Consider the following 13,735-nt stretch of genomic DNA (forward strand, 5'->3'; position numbering starts at 1 on the left):
AATGTTTTGGAAGAGAGTAGAGGCATGTCGCTCGACAAGGCCACGGTGGCCAAGATCGCGCATCTGGCCCGCATCAAGGTGCCGGACGAGGAACTGGAATCCCTGGCCGGGGAACTGAGCCAGATTCTGACCTTCGTGGAACAGCTCAACGAGGTCGACACGAAGGACGTGCCGCCGATGACCAGCGTCGCCGCGCAAAAGCTGCGCCGCCGCAAGGACGAGGTCACCGACGGCGGTTACGCCGCGCAGGTCCTGTCGAACGGTCCGGAAACGGCCGAAGGCTTCTTCGTCGTGCCCAAGGTGGTCGAGTGATGACGGCGCTCACGCATCTGACGATGGCCGGGGCCCTGGACGGCCTCGCCAAGAAGGAATTCACCGCGGTCGAACTGGCCGAGGCGCATGTGCGCGCGGTCGAGGCCGTGCGTCCCTTCAACATCTTCATCACCGAGACCCCGGACGCCGCCCTGTCGATGGCCAAGGCCAGCGACGAGCGCCGCGCCAAGGGCGGAGCCGGGCCGATGGACGGCCTTCCCATCGCGGTGAAGGACCTGTTCTGCACCAAGGGTGTGGCCACCACCGCCGGCAGCCACATCCTGGACGGCTTCAAGCCGGAGTACGAGTCCACGGTGACCTCCCAGCTGTGGCGCGACGGCGCCGTCATGCTGGGCAAGGTGAACCTGGACGAATTCGCCATGGGTTCCGCCACAATCACCGCCCACCAGGGCGAGACGGTCAGCCCCTGGAGCCCCGGCGCGCCCGGCGCCTGGGAGAAGAAGATCGTTGCCGGCGGGTCGTCGGGCGGGTCCGCCGCGGTGATTGCCGCGCGCGCCGCGCTGGGCGCCACCGGAACCGACACCGGCGGCTCGATCCGCCAGCCGGCCGGCTACACCGGCACCGTCGGCATCAAGCCGACCTACGGCCGTTGCTCGCGCTGGGGCATCGTCGCCTACGCCTCCTCGCTGGATCAGGCCGGGCCGATGACCCGGACGGTCGAGGATGCGGCGATCATGTTGCGCTCCATGTGCGGCTTCGATCCGAAGGACTCCACCTCGGTCGACATGCCGGTGCCGGACTTCCGCGCCGCGCTGACCGGCGACATCCGCGGCCTGCGCGTCGGCATTCCCAAGGAATACCGGGTCGAGGGCCTGTCGGCCGAGATCGCCGCGCTGTGGGACCAGGGCATCGCCTGGCTGAAGGAGGCCGGCGCCGAGCCGGTCGAGGTCAGCCTGCCGCACACCAAATACGCGCTGGCCGCCTATTACATCATCGCGCCGGCCGAGGCGTCGTCCAACCTCGCGCGCTATGACGGCGTGCGCTATGGCCTGCGGGTCGAGGGCGGCAACCTCAAGGAAATGTACGAGAACACCCGTGGCGCCGGCTTCGGCAAGGAAGTGCAGCGCCGCATCCTGATCGGCACCTATGTGCTGTCGGCCGGCTATTACGACGCCTATTACAACAAGGCCCGTCAGGTGCGCACGCGCATCAAGTGGGACTTCGACGAGGCGTTCAAGAGCTGCGACGTCATCCTGACGCCGACCGCCCCCAGCACGCCCTTCGCCATCGGCGAGAAGATGGACGATCCGGTGCAGATGTACCTGAACGACGTCTTCACCGTTCCGATCAACCTCGCCGGCCTGCCGGCCATGTCGGTTCCGGCCGGCCTGGGCGCGGACGGCCTGCCGCTCGGCCTCCAGTTGATCGGCCGTCCCTTCGACGAGGAGACGCTGCTGCGCGTCGGCCAGGTCGTCGAGAAGGCTGCCAACGTCACCGCGCTTCCGCCCTTCGTGGCGTGACGCGGGTAGCATGACAGCGAAAGGGCCGGCTCACGGGAGCCGGCCCTTTTTGTTTGGTGCTGGATGCGGCAGGCGTGCCTTACGCCCCGCCGATGCCCTGCACATAGGTCTCGCCGGTCTTCGGGGCCATGGTCTCGCCGGTTCCCGGCGTGCCCGGCGGTGCTTCGTCCTTGTTGCTCATCGGCTCGACCGCCGGCTTCACCGGGATCGGCTTGGTCGCCGGACGGTCGTTCTGTTGAGTCTTATCTTCGGCCATGGCGGCTGTCTCCCTCTGTTGGCTCGCTTCATCCCCACCAACAGGCCGTCCGACGCTTCGTCACCCCTGCCGCCGCTATTCCGCCGCCTCCAACGCCACCCGCGCCAGTTCCAGCAGTTTCCTGTCCACCTCCTCCTCGTCATAGCCGGGATTGTCGGCCAGGGAATCGCGCAAGCGCATGGTGATGAACTCACCAGTATGATGCTTTTCGTAAAGGCGGACATCGCCCAGCGCCTTGGCGACGCGGTGCAGCCGATCACGATCCATCATGCTCTTCCCTCCTGGTCATCGGTCTTCATCACTGCCGTGGCAACAGCCGGGCGGGTGCATCATTCCTGCGCGCTGTTCTCGTCCATGCGCCGTACTGCGCCTGGATGGCGGAACAGGTGACTGCCTTCCGGCGTCCCTGTTGGTGTCGGCAATCATGGCGATTGAGGGCGAAGGCATGGATCCGGGACACGATCAACGGCGCGACCTGCTCACCCGCGTCCGCCATGTCGTTGAGCATTACGAACGCCACAGCACCGCCGGCCCGGCCATCATGCGCGGTGTGCGCTACGACCTCGCGGTCCGGGCGACCGACCTGAACGGTGACGGTTGCCTGTTCCCCGCCTGCACCTGCGCCAAGGCGGACTGTGCGGAGCGGAAGGGATGCGCGCCACCCGATGTCGGTGTCTGGATCGAGCGGGCCCAAAAAGAAAACCGCCCCCGGCGCGAACCGGGAGCGGCTTTCGAATGATGCGTGACCGGCCGCGGCGCCCGTTGCCGGACGCCGCGAATTATCCTGATCAGTCCAATTTAGCAGCAAGTACTCTTGCAAGGTCATTCGTAGTCGCTTGGACGACTTGCCAGCTGATAAGGCAGGTGTCCTTACTCGGGTTTCCTCTAGAAACCAGTTGTTCATAAGGATGAATTAGGTTTCGGAAGCTCCTTAGTGCGTGTGAAAATTTTTTCACATCTAAGTCAATCCATCCAACTGCATGGGCTGCGTCAATCATCTCTGAAAGGCTCCATTGAGCAAAGTGCTGACTTTGCCCGTGCTCGGATCCCTGGGAGCATTTGACGCTTGGTTTATTACGCGAGGGTTCCTTTGACACACTCCGAGTAGCAATCCCTCAAGTAGGCCGCCCATCATGACTATGGCTGAAAGATGGGCGCCTTTAACAATACATAGTTGAGCTTCTTGCCAGCGCTGAGCTAATAACTCACCTAGCCCTGGCTCGAGATTAAGAGCGACGAAGTTCGGCATCGGTTTAGCTTGGGGTTCAGGCTCTTCAGGCTCCAGTCTGAATTCAGTTTTCTTCTCTTTTATGTAAGGTTGAGTGCTATTCAGTCCAACCTCAAGATCCTCCAGCGCAAGTGCCCTGTTCAACTCAGAGATTGCCATTCGGGTTAGCCCCGGATCTCCCCGATATTCTCTGGGCGATGCCAAACGACAGATAACCTGGGACAACTCGTCACGTGTGCAAAGCTTAAGCGCGCTGAGAACCCACCATTTACGAGTCGAGCCATCATGCCGAAAGTTGGGCATGCCTGCATTGGCGAAGAACTTTGTCAACTCGCCTCCCGTCCTATAGACGGGATGAGTGTCTTTATTATCGCCACATATCAATTCGGCAATTTGCTCGAGGGTGGTGTCGTCCATAGCGGTTTGCTCGAAATATAAAAGCTAAGCTCACGCTAAAAGTTCGAGTGCGGGAGGTCAAGTATCGCCGAAAATAAAACTCTAAGTAGAATTTTGAGGTGTTGGTTGACTCCAAAAAAGAATGCCCCCACTGGCTATCCAGCAGGGGCATCTTTGCTGTTTCTTTTCAGGCTTCAGGTATCCCCTGAACCCCGAGAAACACCGTCTTAAATCAAACCGAGTAGTACATCTTGAACTCGATCCGGTGCGGCATAGTCCTGAAATCATTGGATTTTTCCCACTTCACGGCGTAATCCGCGCCCGCAGGTACACCGGGGAGGTACACCGGAACGGCCTGTCGGCGCCCGTGAGTGAGGGCATCCGGTGCTTCATGTCCAACGTCGGGGCGACGGGTTCAGGTGGCGGCGCAAGGTGCCAGAGGGCCTGCGTTCGCGGTTTGTTAAGCGGGAACTGGTGGTGTCCCTGCGGACCAAGGATCGCGCCACGGCCATCGTCAGGGGACGGAGGCTGACCGCGGTTGCCGACAGGTTGTTCGCCAGCGCCATGACCGATACCGCCCTCACCACCGACAGGATCAACACCATTGCCCGCGATTGGCTGGCGAAGGAACTCGACGCGGCGGAACGCGACTTGGAGAAGGTCAGGGCAGGGGAAACCCTCTATGCCGCCCCCGATCCCGAGATTGAGCCGATCCAGGCCGACTTGACGCTCTTGTCCGACCTGATCGGGGACAGCCGGGAGGCGCTGGCCGTCAACGACTACAAGCAGATTGAGGTTGTGGCCGATGAACTCTTGGCCGCAGGCGGGCTGTCCGTGGATCGGGCAAGCGATGCCTATGGGCGGTTTTGCCGCACTCTCCTTCGGGCACAGGTGGAGTTGCTGAACCAGACCAAGGCCCGGCGGGTTGGCGACTATGGGCACCCCGGACGTGATCCGCTGTTCGCCCTGCCGCCCGCGGCGACTGCCGCAGCCCCGCCGGTTGATCGCACACACCAATCCATGGCGCTGGCGGAGTTGGTGGAAGTCTACGCCGAAGCGAAGGTTAGGGATGGGGAATGGAAGGGCCGCACCCTCACTAACACGAAGCCGAAGCTGACCCGGTTTGCCGAAATCCTGAACAACAAGGCGGTTGATGACCTCACTCGGGATGATGTCCGTGACTGGCGCGATGCGCTGGCCGATATGGAGTTATCGAACAACACCATCATCCAGAACTTCAAGTATGTGAACGCGATGCTCAATTGGGCGAAGATCGAGGGGAAATGCACCATCGACAGCCCATTGAAGGGACTGGCGCCCAAGGCGGATGAAGCTGACCGTGACACCTACACCCCCGCAGACCTGAAGGTGCTGTTTCACTGTCCGCTCTACACCGGCCATTGGCGGGCGGATCGGCGGGAGAAGCCCGGCTGCGTTCTGATGAACGACCCGTAAGTTCTGGCTGCTGCTGATTGCCCTGCATTCGGGCTTGCAGGCTGAAGAGGCGGCGAAGCTGAAGGTGACGGACCTGCGGCAGATCGAGGGCATCAGGTGCTTCTCAGTGGAAGACACGAAGACGGCGGCAGGGACGCGCATCGTCCCGGTGCAACCATGGCTGATCCGGCTTGGCCTGCTGTCCCACCATGAACATGTGTCCTAGAAGGGCGTAGGTCCCCTGTGGCCCGAGATAAACCCAAGTGCCGATGGGCGCTATAGCGAGAAGTTTTGTGCGTGGTGTTCGCACTTCAGGCACTTGGTTGGGCTTGGCCGCTCCGGTCTGGAATTCCACAGCTTCCGCCACGCCTTCATATCCAGTTACCAGGTCGCCGGGGTGCCGGAAACACTCAGCGGGCAGCTTGCCGGCCATGTGGTCAATGTCGGCATCACTTACGGCGTCTATGGCGGAAAGCTACTCTCGGCACCCGAACGCTTCGCGTTGATTGAGAGGTTGGATTTTGGCGTTGACCTCTCGCATATGGAACCCGCTGGGTGCAATGGGCAGGGGGAAATCTACAGCGACTCTGCATGAAGGAAGGTCGGAACAACAACCGAACAACGGTGCTTTAACGCCATTCTGTGAAGTGTGATTTCCAGAGGAGACAGGGGAGGGCGGAGAGTGTCTTAAGATCCCTAGGGACTCCTAGCAGCATTGCCATGCAGCGCGGTTCAGGCATCGGCACCAAGGATGCGGTAGACGTTGGCCCTGACGATCGCGAGTGTCTTGGATATGTGAATGGAGCTCATGTCCTGCGCCTTCAGGGCTATCATGTCTTCAGACGATAGCCTGTGAAGTGGGCTTCCTGCCCTTGTATTTTCTTTCTGCATTGGCATGGGTGATGCCGTCTCGATGGTGTTCAAGCATGATGTACCGCTCAAATTCTGCCAGGTCGGTAAGGATGGTCAGCATCAGCTTCCCGGTGGGGGAGATGGTGTCGATGCCCATGTTCAGGATGCGCAGGGATGCGCCCTTGGTGTTCAGGGGTTCGAGAATGGTCATCATGTGGGCGACGGAGCGGGCCAAGCGGTCGAGTTTCGTCACCACCAGAGCATCCCCTTCCGAATGAAGTCGAGGGCAATGGCAAGCTGTTCCCGGTTCGCCACGTCCACCGACGATACCTGTTCCTGAAATAGGCGCTCGCACCCTGCGGCCTGAAGGTCACGGACCTGCGCCTCAATGCCAGCTTTCTGGTCGAGGGTGCTGGTGCGAGCGTAGCCGATCAACATGGCTTGTTCCGTCCCAAGTGTCTCAATGAACCCTTAGACGTTATCGCCCCGCCGTCCCAAAAAGGCAAGGGGGATTTCATTGGGACGGCTTGGGCGTGGGCGTGAGACGGCCCGCTTGGGCACGGTCTATTGGGACGACAGCAGACGTGGTCGCAATGAGAAATCCATAATTTCTATATCAATTTACCTCGTATAAAATTTACAAACGCGGAACACACAACCAGCATAAATTTGGCATCTTCATAATCAAGCCGAGACTCTTCTAGCAATGAATGCCGTATCCCGCTCTCATCATTTGTATATCCATACATTTGGTTAAGGGATTTATTCAGAGCTGGATGAATGTTAATCCCAGCATCAGAAAATTTCTTAAGAGCATCGCCCAATGTCGCCTTATGGTTTCCTGTGGCAATTCTGCACATAGCCTCGACGGCGCTAATTGATTCCTTAATCGAGTTTCTATAGTCTGGCGACAGACGATCAGACATCAATCGTATTGCGGCGTTGATATGGTTAGATACTGGAAGGTATTTTCCTGAGAAATCTTGGGCATCGCTGATCGAAGATAGCTCGATCTCATCAGAAACTCTAACCAATAGATTATCCGAAAATCGGTAAGCAGAACCCTCCCTTTCAAGAACCTTATTTAATTTTCTGCCTAAATTTACAACCTCATTATTTCCAAACTTTTGGACAACAAATTCACAGAAGTCATAAACTCGAAACCACTCGTATTTTTCATACCGCATCCTTATCGCATAGATGCAGTTAGCCCAGTTAAGAGGCATATCACGCGCTGGCTCTTTAAAAAAATCCGACCAAAAACTTCTATAGAAAGAAAAGCACGGCTCTGTTCGCAAATCACCATAGTCCGCAGTCATAAATTCAAATACTACCTCATCTATTATATTCCATATGGAATTTCTAAGCTCCGCATCCATCGAGTCTATTTGTAATGCGGACCGGATAGGGGTAAAGCCCATTCTCTGCGAAAACCTCATCATTCACCTATTTCCAAACCTCAAGCCTTCCCATGCTGCCTTAATTCGCATTTTAATCGCAAGTTCTTAAGCGACAGATAAGTGCTCCCACAAAAATTCTTAGGGTAGACATACGATAATATGTCGTCATTTTTCCAATCTCGCTTGATAACACCTTAACTCGCCGTGTGTCGCACATCTAGGTATTGGTCGCATTGAGATATATTCCGGTATCTAATACGCTTTTTCCAATAATTATCATCGTAACTTATGACGATACCTTCGCATTCCGCCGCTTATATTTTGGACTGTCGTCGAAAATAAAAAGCAGATATCAGAAGTATATAAATAAATCTCTAATCTCCAGGAAGATTATTGGCGGGATGGTTTGATCCGCTGATTAGAAATGGCCGATGTTCGCCGCTTAGCTCTCCGGTCACGTCACTGCCTAATTCCCCCACCCTTTGAGAACCCGCAATTCACCCACCCTTAAGAGGACGGCGCAGTTCCGCCTCTCAGGACCAGGGCACCGGAGAAGCCGGTAAGCGGGTCAATCCACTCTCAAAGGACGAACAACGATATGCACATTCCGAAGATTTCCACTCTCCGCCGGGAAACCCTCTGGCGGGACAAGCAGGGCGTTACGGTGTCCGCTATGGCCGAAGGATGGGGTGTAGCCGACTCCACCCTCAGGGCGCTCTTGGATCACCATGGGTTCCTAGAGACGGTGCCCTATGGCGGACAACAGCGAAGGGCACTGGTGCCGGACAATGTGTTCTATGCAGGGTACGGACATAACGTCATCCCCGGTAAAGGGTCTGGGGTATTCCAGGGGGATAAATCTACAATCATCTTCCCTGTCTTCTATGAAGAGGTGTTGGATAATATCTGGTGGTGTCTGGACTATGCAGGGATCACCAAAGAGATTTCCAAAATTGATAATAAGAAATGGCGATTGAACCATCTCCTTAGCGACCATGGATACCTTCCGAATACCGAAGTGGCTTTGTTGTCCGGATATACGGTTAATGGTGTGTCCGTAGCGAGACTTCGGAGGCAGGGAGAGCAAAGGGAGATGTTGGCAGCCTGAGGGCTATAATAACTTACGAACCAACTTCTCCCCTCAGTCACGCCAGCGCCACCAAGGCCGCATCGTCCGCAGCAAGCCGCAGGGCTTCCGCGAAGGTCTGAGGAACCCGGAACGCCGGGGGAGCCTGCACCAGATCACCGCGGCGATACGCGGCGAACACCCGGACCAAGGTTGCCCGAACCTCCTTCGCCTTTTCCGTCCGGGAGAACATGGCGACCAAAAGGGCCTGTTCTTCGTTCAGGTAGAAACCCTTGCTCGGGCGGCCACCACGGGAACCGGGGTTTACCGTACGGCATGGTAAACCTCCGAAGCCTTGGATTTCCTCGGTGTTACGGTGGATCAACTCACGGATATCGTTCGGCCGGGCCATACCAAGGGCCGCCGCAAGCTCCGTGTCCAGAACACGGGGTTCACCTTCAACGGCGGTAACGCAAATCAGGTCGTTCATGGTCCGGGTGTCCTTCAGGAAGCTCGCAGGCGACTCGCTGAAGGCCCTTGGCGTGGGCGTGGCTACATGGGTGGCGGGCGATGGTGGGGGCGCTGTAACGAGTCCCTGAGGGCGCCAAGTGCCTCCTTTTCCCCATGATATAGCCGCCGTCCTTGCGGAATGCGGGCAACACGTCCCGCGTCACCCAATCCTGAAACTTGCGGGCCTCGGGCTTGTCCGAACGCATCACCAGCTTGTAAAGGCCGGACTCTGAGACAAGCTACGCAAAGTTGGTCCAACCCTGTATCAGTTTCAGGGTTGCTTTGTTCTCCTTCCGCCGTTCGTCGCTGTTCAGGGCCTTGATGCACTGAGACATACCGGCGGCAGTTTCCAGCCCAAGGGCCTTTCCAACGTCGGTCGCGTGGAACCAAGGCGCTCCGTTGATGTCCAGGGTGCGAACGGGAACCTGCATGGTGGCGGTTCCGGCCGGCAGGGCGAACATGAAGGTCTGAACGTTGGTCATGATCGGCGTGGGACCAACATCAACCGCATTGGCCTTTAACCCCTACTCGCGAAGTGTCTTTTCTAGGAGGGTCGGGGAGCGTTGGTTCCATCTGGTGTCCCAAGCCTTCCCCGTGCTGATCCATGGCCCACCGGGAGCCGCAGCAACGCCCGCTGAGTCGTTCGGGCTGGTGTCGGCTGCATCGCGGTAGCGGTCAGGGCAACTCGCACCAGGGCGCCCATCCGAGAGGCATTCCATGGGCACGAGGAGAGGTGCCAGTAACCGGAAAGAAAAAAGGCCCCCCGGTTTCCCAGGGAGCCTCTTGACTGGGTACACCGGGCCGGTACACCCTCCGTTTCCGAAGTGATGAAAGGCCCAGTGTTTCCAAGGACCAAATCAAACCGAGTAGTACATCTTGTACTCGATCGGGTGCGGCATGGTCTCGAAGGCCATCATCTCTTCCGTGCGGAGGTCGATGTAGCCCTCGATCATGTCGGCCGAGAAGACGTCGCCCTTGCGCAGGAACTCGTTGTCCTCGCGCAGAGAGTTCAGGGCTTCGCGCAGCGAGCCGCAGACGGTCGGGACCTTGGCCAGCTCTTCCGGCGGCAGGTCGTACAGGTTCTTGTCCATCGCGTCGCCCGGATGGATCTTGTTCTGGATGCCGTCGAGGCCGGCCATCAGCATGGCGGCGAAGGCCAGGTACGGGTTGGCCGACGGATCCGGGAAGCGGACCTCGACGCGCTTGCCCTTCGGCGAGGCGACGTACGGGATGCGGCAGGAGGCCGAACGGTTGCGGGCCGAGTAGGCCAGCAGCACCGGAGCCTCATAGCCCGGGACCAGACGCTTGTAGCTGTTGGTCGACGGGTTGGTGAAGGCGTTCAGCGCCTTGGCGTGCTTGATGATGCCGCCGATGTAGTACAGCGCCAGCTCCGACAGGTCGGCATACTGGTTGCCGGCGAACAGCGGCTGGCCGTCCTTCCAGATCGACTGGTGGCAGTGCATGCCCGAACCGTTGTCGCCGAACACCGGCTTCGGCATGAAGGTCGCCGTCTTGCCATAGGCGTGGGCGACGTTGTGCACCACATACTTGTAGTACTGCATGTTGTCGCCGGTGCGGACCAGCGTGTCGAACTTGATGCCCAGCTCGTGCTGGGCGGCAGCCACCTCGTGGTGGTGCTTTTCGACCGGAACGCCCATCTCGGCCAGGACGCTCAGCATCTCGGCGCGCAGGTCGTTGCAGCTGTCGACCGGAGCGACCGGGAAATAGCCGCCCTTGGTGCCCGGGCGGTGGCCCAGGTTGCCGTCCTCATAGTCCTTGCCCGACGAGTAGGAACCCTCGTCCGAGGCGAACTCGTAGGACACCTTGTTCATGTCGACGGAGTACTTGACGTCGTCGAACACGAAGAACTCGGCTTCCGGGCCGAAGAAGACGGTGTCGCCGATGCCGGCCGAGGCGGTGTACTTCTCGGCGGCCTTGGCGATGCCGCGCGGGCAGCGGGCGTAGGCGCCGCCGTGCCCGGATCATAGACGTCGCAGAGGATGTTCAGCGTCGGCTGGGCGGCGAACGGATCCATGACGGCCGTCGTCGGGTCCAGCTTCAGGATCATGTCCGACTCTTCGATGCCCTTCCAGCCGGCGATCGAGGAACCGTCGAACATGATGCCGTCTTCGAACACGTCCTCGTCGATGGTCGAGACGTGCTGAGCGGTGTGGTGCAGCTTGCCGCGCGGGTCGGTGAAGCGCAGGTCCACGTACTTGACGTCGTGTTCCTTGATCAGGTCGAAGACCTTGCTGATGTCGGACATGTCTCTTTTTCCACGCTTTAAGAGGGTTGGATCCCGCTGCGTCAAGCCGCTGTCGAAGCCCCGAAGGGGCTTTGGCGGCGGAGGGCGGCGCTCGCGGCGGACGTTATCTCACGCCTTTCTTCCCCGCACAACGCGCCAACCCAAAAAGACGCACCTTCGCCATAGGCGGCCTTTGGCCGTTCGGCAGGAGGTGCGGCCGGGGCCGGCGGGACGTGAAAGGGAAATCGGCGCATGTTGGCGGGTGCTGGTCGGAAGCTGTCAGGTCGGACGGTCGGGACCGGCGGTCGCGCGATCAGATCGCGTCGGCGCCCTTTTCCCCGGTGCGGATGCGGACAACTTCCTCCACGGGCGTGACGAAGATCTTGCCGTCGCCGATGCGGCCGGTGTGTGCGGCCTGCTGGATCGCCTCGATCGCCCGTTCCACCAGGGAATCCTCCATCACCACCTCGATCTTCACCTTCGGCAGGAAGTCCACGACGTATTCCGCGCCGCGATAAAGCTCGGTATGGCCCTTCTGGCGGCCGAAGCCCTTGGCTTCGGTGACGGTGATCCCCTTGATCCCGACCTCGTGAAGGGCTTCCTTCACCTCGTCGAGTTTGAACGGCTTGATGATGGCTTCGATCTTCTTCATGGGTCTCTCGTGTACGAGGTGCCAACGCCGGCAGGCACCGTCCACGGCACTGCCGACAGCGACATCAGTAAGCATGGAGCGTGCCACAATCGGCCGATCCGGTCCGGCGGCATCGACGCTGGTCATAAGACGGTCTGGTGCCGTCCGATGGGGCAGGGTGCTGCCGAAGGATTCAGCGGAGTGAACAATATTTGTGCAAATGGCGCAAGTGCTCCGCGTCATCTGACGGATCGGAGCCTCTCCGGTCCGGCGAAAGGGGTGGTGCGCCGCCCCAAAAGAAGTTTTTTCGCTTTTCGTGAAAAAGGCGCTTGACCGGTCGATCGCGGTGGAGCATAACGCGGCTCCCGACGGCGGAAACGCTGACGGCGGCGGTGGTAGCTCAGTTGGTAGAGCTCTCGGTTGTGGTCCGAGCGGTCGTGGGTTCGAGTCCCATCCATCGCCCCATCTTCTTTTTCGCGTCTTGGAAAAATTCTCCTTTATAAACGCCCGCACGGCTTAACAGCCGTTTTGCGGGCGTTTATGTTTGGCTGCGTTCTTTGTTTCGAGTGAGGTCATCGCCTACGGGTAGAGCGGGCGTGTGCATCTTCGACCGCTCAGGGGAACGGCGCGGCAAGCCTGGGTCGGCCAGGGTCGGGGAGAGTGGGGGATGGATGAGCTTCTGTCCGTCGCGGAGATGTATCGGGCCGACCAACTGGCCATCGCCGCCGGGGTGCCCGGCCCGGCCCTGATGGAGGCCGCGGGCGCCGCCGTGGTCCGCGCGGTGTGCGAGCGCTGGGCGCCGCATCCGACCGCCGTGCTCTGCGGTCCCGGCAACAATGGCGGCGACGGCTTCGTCATCGCCCGGCTGCTGCTGGAGGCCGGCTGGCCGGTGCGGCTGGCGCTGCTCGGCACGCGCTCGGCCCTGACCGGCGACGCCGCGGTGGCGGCGGAGCGCTGGCCCGGCCCGATCGAGGCCGCCGATCCCTACATCCTCAAGGGCAACCCCCTGGTCATCGACGCGCTGTTCGGCGCCGGGCTGTCCCGGCCGCTCGACGGGCTCGCCCGCTCCATCGTCGAGGCGATGGAGGGAAGGACGGTCGTCGCCGTCGATGTGCCGAGCGGCCTGCATGGCGACAGCGGCCGCGTGCTGGGGGCTGCTCCCCAGGCGGCACTGACCGTCACCTTCTTCCGCCGCAAGCCCGGTCATGTGCTGCTGCCCGGCCGCACCCTGTGCGGCGAGGTGGTGGTCGCCGATATCGGCATCCCGGAACGGGTGCTGGACAGCATCGCGCCGCAGACCGCGGTGAACGAGCCGTCGCTGTGGCGGCACCGCTTCCCCTGGCCGGCGCTGGACGGCCACAAATATGCCCGCGGCCATGCGGTGGTGCTGGGCGGCGCGCGGATGACCGGCGCGGCGCGGCTGGCCTCGGTCGCCGCCTTGCGCGCCGGGGCGGGGCTCGTCACCATCGCCTGTCCGCCGGAAGCCTTTCCTGTCTATGCCGCCGGCTGCGCCAGCGTGATCGTCGATCCGTTGGAGGACGCCGGCGCCTTCGCCCGGCTGCTGCAGGACCCGCGCAGGAATGCGGTGCTGATCGGGCCGGGGGCGGGCAGGGGCGCGCAGACCCGCGCCGCGGTGATGACCGCGCTGGATGCCCGCCGGACCGGCGTTTCAGAGGCCCGCCGGGCCTGTGTTCTCGATGCCGACGCCCTGACCAGCTTTGCCGAGTCGGCCGACGAGCTGTTCGACCGGCTCGACCAGCGCTGCGTCCTGACCCCGCATGAGGGGGAGTTCGCCCGGCTGTTCGGCGACTCCGTCGGCATGGACGGCGACAAGCTGTCGCGGGTGCGTGCCGCCGCCGCACGGTCCGGTGCGGTCGTTGTGCTGAAGGGCGCGGACACCGTGGTCGCCGCGCCCGACGGCCGG

At 60.6% G+C, this 13,735-nt stretch carries 14 protein-coding genes, 1 tRNA gene and 3 pseudogenes; 8 read left to right on the plus strand and 10 right to left on the minus strand.

Annotation, left to right across the window (positions count from 1 at the left end; translation table 11 throughout):
* Window positions 1-24: 24 nt before the first annotated feature.
* Complete coding sequence (gatC, locus tag I71_RS04360) at window positions 25-312, plus strand: Asp-tRNA(Asn)/Glu-tRNA(Gln) amidotransferase subunit GatC (RefSeq protein WP_042691134.1); 288 nt, start codon at window positions 25-27, stop codon at window positions 310-312.
* The gene (gene gatA, locus I71_RS04365; RefSeq protein ID WP_042691136.1) at window positions 312-1,793 is read left to right on the plus strand and encodes an Asp-tRNA(Asn)/Glu-tRNA(Gln) amidotransferase subunit GatA; all 1,482 of its coding nucleotides are present in this window, start codon (window positions 312-314) and stop codon (window positions 1,791-1,793) included. Before gatC ends, gatA begins: the two co-directional genes overlap by 1 nt.
* Before the next feature lie 79 nt (window positions 1,794-1,872).
* Here gatA and I71_RS38150 read toward each other — a convergent pair whose 3' ends face one another.
* A complete protein-coding gene (locus I71_RS38150; protein ID WP_159107343.1) occupies window positions 1,873-2,049 on the minus strand; it encodes a hypothetical protein in 177 nt (58 codons plus the stop codon).
* Window positions 2,050-2,124: 75 nt separating this feature from the next.
* Window positions 2,125-2,319, minus strand: a complete 195-nt coding sequence (locus I71_RS04370) for a hypothetical protein (protein WP_042691138.1) — start codon at window positions 2,317-2,319, stop codon at window positions 2,125-2,127.
* 175 nt (window positions 2,320-2,494) lie between these two features.
* On the opposite strand from I71_RS04370, the gene I71_RS04375 reads away from it, so the two are divergent.
* Window positions 2,495-2,788, plus strand: coding sequence for a hypothetical protein (locus tag I71_RS04375; RefSeq protein ID WP_199902106.1), 294 nt, complete (start codon window positions 2,495-2,497; stop codon window positions 2,786-2,788).
* A 255-nt stretch (window positions 2,789-3,043) separates the two neighbouring features.
* Here the strand turns inward: I71_RS04375 and I71_RS35580 are convergent, their stop codons facing one another.
* On the minus strand, window positions 3,044-3,694 hold the full coding sequence (locus I71_RS35580; protein ID WP_199902107.1) for a hypothetical protein: 651 nt from the start codon (window positions 3,692-3,694) through the stop codon (window positions 3,044-3,046).
* Window positions 3,695-4,057: 363 nt separating this feature from the next.
* Here I71_RS35580 and I71_RS04380 point away from each other — a divergent pair, with 363 nt between their 5' ends.
* Together I71_RS04380 and I71_RS04385 are read left to right on the plus strand one after the other, a co-directional pair.
* Window positions 4,058-5,128 (plus strand): DUF6538 domain-containing protein, encoded by a 1,071-nt coding sequence (locus I71_RS04380; RefSeq protein WP_307188954.1) that lies wholly within the window; start codon window positions 4,058-4,060, stop codon window positions 5,126-5,128.
* Between the two features lie 298 nt (window positions 5,129-5,426).
* Window positions 5,427-5,702: a hypothetical protein gene (locus I71_RS04385; RefSeq protein WP_042691144.1), complete on the plus strand. Its 276-nt coding sequence runs from the start codon at window positions 5,427-5,429 to the stop codon at window positions 5,700-5,702.
* A 137-nt stretch (window positions 5,703-5,839) separates the two neighbouring features.
* Here the strand turns inward: I71_RS04385 and I71_RS04390 are convergent.
* A pseudogene (locus I71_RS04390) lies at window positions 5,840-6,397 on the minus strand (recombinase family protein).
* 173 nt (window positions 6,398-6,570) lie between these two features.
* Window positions 6,571-7,401, minus strand: coding sequence for an AbiJ-NTD4 domain-containing protein (locus tag I71_RS37135; protein WP_159107344.1), 831 nt, complete (start codon window positions 7,399-7,401; stop codon window positions 6,571-6,573).
* A 556-nt stretch (window positions 7,402-7,957) separates the two neighbouring features.
* Between I71_RS37135 and I71_RS04395 the strand changes: the two genes are divergently transcribed.
* A complete protein-coding gene (locus I71_RS04395; RefSeq protein WP_042691146.1) occupies window positions 7,958-8,467 on the plus strand; it encodes a hypothetical protein in 510 nt (169 codons plus the stop codon).
* A gap of 37 nt (window positions 8,468-8,504) precedes the next feature.
* On the opposite strand, the gene I71_RS04400 is transcribed toward I71_RS04395, so the two are convergent.
* The 5 genes and pseudogenes from I71_RS04400 to I71_RS35590 form a co-directional block, all read right to left on the minus strand.
* Window positions 8,505-8,915, minus strand: coding sequence for a hypothetical protein (locus tag I71_RS04400; RefSeq protein ID WP_049975919.1), 411 nt, complete (start codon window positions 8,913-8,915; stop codon window positions 8,505-8,507).
* Window positions 8,884-9,159 (minus strand): annotated as a pseudogene (locus I71_RS40950) (Bro-N domain-containing protein); the annotation flags it as partial. The pseudogene I71_RS40950 and the gene I71_RS04400, both read right to left, overlap by 32 nt.
* Window positions 9,160-9,174: 15 nt before the next feature.
* Entirely contained in the window at window positions 9,175-9,417 is a 243-nt protein-coding gene (locus tag I71_RS04405; protein WP_042691148.1) for a hypothetical protein, read from the minus strand.
* A gap of 375 nt (window positions 9,418-9,792) precedes the next feature.
* Window positions 9,793-11,201: pseudogene (glnA, locus tag I71_RS04410) on the minus strand (type I glutamate--ammonia ligase).
* 292 nt (window positions 11,202-11,493) lie between these two features.
* Window positions 11,494-11,958, minus strand: coding sequence for a P-II family nitrogen regulator (locus I71_RS35590; RefSeq protein ID WP_159107345.1), 465 nt, complete (start codon window positions 11,956-11,958; stop codon window positions 11,494-11,496).
* A gap of 242 nt (window positions 11,959-12,200) precedes the next feature.
* On the opposite strand from I71_RS35590, the gene I71_RS04420 reads away from it, so the two are divergent.
* Both I71_RS04420 and I71_RS04425 read left to right on the plus strand, forming a co-directional pair.
* Window positions 12,201-12,276 (plus strand) — tRNA-His (locus I71_RS04420).
* 202 nt (window positions 12,277-12,478) lie between these two features.
* Window positions 12,479-13,735: NAD(P)H-hydrate epimerase (locus I71_RS04425; RefSeq protein WP_042691151.1), on the plus strand; the 1,257-nt coding region annotated here is incomplete at its 3' end.

The sequence above is a fragment of the Azospirillum sp. B506 genome, assembly GCF_000333595.1.
In the GTDB taxonomy this organism is placed as follows: domain Bacteria; phylum Pseudomonadota; class Alphaproteobacteria; order Azospirillales; family Azospirillaceae; genus Azospirillum.

What these genes read in the sequence shown, in the direction of transcription:
- gatC (WP_042691134.1), top strand. Translation starts at nt 25, where the DNA reads ATGTCGCTCGACAAGGCCACGGTGGCCAAGATCGCGCATCTGGCCCGC.
- gatA (WP_042691136.1), top strand. Translation starts at nt 312, where the DNA reads ATGACGGCGCTCACGCATCTGACGATGGCCGGGGCCCTGGACGGCCTC.
- I71_RS38150 (WP_159107343.1), bottom strand. Translation starts at nt 2,049, where the DNA reads ATGGCCGAAGATAAGACTCAACAGAACGACCGTCCGGCGACCAAGCCG.
- I71_RS04370 (WP_042691138.1), bottom strand. Translation starts at nt 2,319, where the DNA reads ATGATGGATCGTGATCGGCTGCACCGCGTCGCCAAGGCGCTGGGCGAT.
- I71_RS04375 (WP_199902106.1), top strand. Translation starts at nt 2,495, where the DNA reads ATGGATCCGGGACACGATCAACGGCGCGACCTGCTCACCCGCGTCCGC.
- I71_RS35580 (WP_199902107.1), bottom strand. Translation starts at nt 3,694, where the DNA reads ATGGACGACACCACCCTCGAGCAAATTGCCGAATTGATATGTGGCGAT.
- I71_RS37135 (WP_159107344.1), bottom strand. Translation starts at nt 7,401, where the DNA reads ATGATGAGGTTTTCGCAGAGAATGGGCTTTACCCCTATCCGGTCCGCA.
- I71_RS04395 (WP_042691146.1), top strand. Translation starts at nt 7,958, where the DNA reads ATGCACATTCCGAAGATTTCCACTCTCCGCCGGGAAACCCTCTGGCGG.
- I71_RS04400 (WP_049975919.1), bottom strand. Translation starts at nt 8,915, where the DNA reads ATGAACGACCTGATTTGCGTTACCGCCGTTGAAGGTGAACCCCGTGTT.
- I71_RS04405 (WP_042691148.1), bottom strand. Translation starts at nt 9,417, where the DNA reads ATGACCAACGTTCAGACCTTCATGTTCGCCCTGCCGGCCGGAACCGCC.
- I71_RS35590 (WP_159107345.1), bottom strand. Translation starts at nt 11,958, where the DNA reads ATGACCAGCGTCGATGCCGCCGGACCGGATCGGCCGATTGTGGCACGC.